The organism is Polaromonas sp. P1_G4, assembly GCF_056405475.1.
The window spans coordinates 1-1,774 of the sequence record NZ_JBFUCA010000692.1 but is presented as its reverse complement, the minus strand read 5'-3'; the positions used below and the strand labels follow the sequence as shown (position 1 = coordinate 1,774).

Annotated in this window: 4 protein-coding genes; all 4 read right to left on the bottom strand. The window is 54.4% G+C overall.

Features of this window, described 5'->3' with window-relative positions; translation table 11 throughout:
• Nucleotides 1-80: 80 nt before the first annotated feature.
• Nucleotides 81-440 carry a 50S ribosomal protein L20 gene (gene rplT / locus AC1D1X_RS22310; RefSeq protein ID WP_348046678.1) on the bottom strand — a complete coding sequence of 120 codons (360 nt, stop codon included), beginning with the start codon at nt 438-440 and terminating at the stop codon, nt 81-83.
• 25 nt (nt 441-465) lie between these two features.
• Nucleotides 466-669: a 50S ribosomal protein L35 gene (rpmI, locus tag AC1D1X_RS22305; RefSeq protein ID WP_007870723.1), complete on the bottom strand. Its 204-nt coding sequence runs from the start codon at nt 667-669 to the stop codon at nt 466-468.
• 207 nt (nt 670-876) lie between these two features.
• Entirely contained in the window at nt 877-1,476 is a 600-nt protein-coding gene (gene infC, locus AC1D1X_RS22300; protein WP_477669605.1) for a translation initiation factor IF-3, read from the bottom strand.
• 95 nt (nt 1,477-1,571) lie between these two features.
• Nucleotides 1,572-1,774, bottom strand: a 203-nt coding sequence (locus AC1D1X_RS22295; RefSeq protein ID WP_477699220.1) for a His/Gly/Thr/Pro-type tRNA ligase C-terminal domain-containing protein, incomplete at its 5' end; no start/stop codon positions are given.

Sequence of the window (1,774 nt, the reverse complement as noted above, 5' to 3'; positions counted from 1 at the left end):
GCCTTTTCAAGCTCCAGCCCTTTCTTTTCTTGCGCAAGCAGCTATTGTTTTAATAGCACCAACACTGCCCGGCTTGAAAATCAGGCAGCCAGCTTGGCTTTCACCTGTTCAACGATGGCGCCGAAAGCGGCGCTGTCATGAATGGCCATGTCGGACAGAACCTTGCGGTCGATCTCGATGCCGGCTTTCTTCAGGCCATTGGCAAACTGGCTGTAAGTCAGGCCGAATGAACGGCTTGCAGCGTTGATACGGGCGATCCACAACTGGCGGAACACGCGTTTCTTGGTACGGCGGTCACGGTAGGCATATTGCCCAGCCTTCATTACCGCTTCTTTGGCGATACGGAAGACATTGCCGCGGCGGCCGCGGAAACCTTTTGCAAGGGCTAAAACTTTTTTGTGGCGGGCGCGAGCCGTTACACCACGTTTGACGCGAGGCATGTGTGTACTCCTTGTTCGTCGTTAATTAAATGCCCTGGCCTGGGAGCATCTGTGCCATGTGACCCATATTGGTCTCATGGACAGTCACCGCACCACGCAGATGGCGTTTGTTTTTGGTGGTCTTCTTGGTCAGGATGTGACGTTTGAAGGCTTGGCCGCGCTTGACGGTACCACCCGGACGAACGCGGAAACGCTTTTTAGCGCCGCTCTTGGTCTTCATTTTGGGCATGTGAATGCTCCTTTTCATTTGTGCTCGTGAGGCGCTGCGAACCTTCCGCAGACTTGATGGCCCCGAGACACTTGTTAAGCGGAAAATCTTTCGACTTCCCGCTGATCGCAAAAGGTTTGACCCCTCCGCTTTTGGAAAGCTGGCTTGCACCTGCTTTCGCAGGAACGCCGCAAAGCGCCCCTTGTCCTTATCCGCTGTCCGCCAGCCTCAGGCTGCGGACTGTGCCGGAGCCGTCTCGGCTGCCGGCTTGGCAGTACCCGGTTTTTTACGACCCGGCGCGATCATCATGACCATCTGCCTGCCTTCAAGCTTGGGGAATTGCTCCACCACAATCAAATCGGCCAACTCATCACGAATACGCGCCAGCAGGGCCAAGCCCAGTTCCTGGTGCGTGATTTCGCGACCGCGAAAACGCAAAGTAATCTTGCATTTGTCGCCCTCTTCCAAGAAGCGCTTGATGTTGCGCAACTTGATGTTGTAGTCCCCATCGTCAGTGCCGGGCCGGAATTTGATTTCCTTGATCTCGATCACTTTTTGCTTGGACTTCGCTTCCGCCGCCTTTTTCTGCTCGGCGTACTTGAACTTGCCGTAATCCATCAACCGGCACACCGGTGGAACCGCTGTGGGGGAGATTTCGACGAGGTCCACATCGGCCTCACCCGCAAGGCGCAAAGCCTCGGTGATGCTGACAATGCCCAGCGGCTCATTGTCTGGCCCGCTCAGACGTACTTCAGGGGCCATGATTTCACGGTTCAAGCGGTGCTTGCGTTCTTCACGGTGACGGCGGTCACGAAATTCAGTAGCGATGGTTCTATCCTTTAACTCTTGCTATAAAAGCTATAGCTGCTTGCGCCCGTCCTGTAAGGACGACAGGCCAAATTCATCAACAATTTTGTTAAAAATCAGGCTTTTTTCGCGATGTYGGAAGCGATCGTTTCAGCGAAGGCTTCGAGAGGCATCACTCCAAGGTCTTTGTTACCCCGGGCGCGCACTGCAACGGCACCTGCCGCTTTCTCCTTGTCGCCTACGACAAGGATATACGGCAGCTTTTTCATCGAGTGCTCCCGTATTTTATACGTAATTTTCTCGTTGCGCAGGTCCAGAT

Bases quoted from the DNA above. Each gene is read 5' to 3' on its own strand.
- rplT (WP_348046678.1), bottom strand. From the start codon at position 440: ATGCCTCGCGTCAAACGTGGTGTAACGGCTCGCGCCCGCCACAAAAAA.
- rpmI (WP_007870723.1), bottom strand. From the start codon at position 669: ATGCCCAAAATGAAGACCAAGAGCGGCGCTAAAAAGCGTTTCCGCGTT.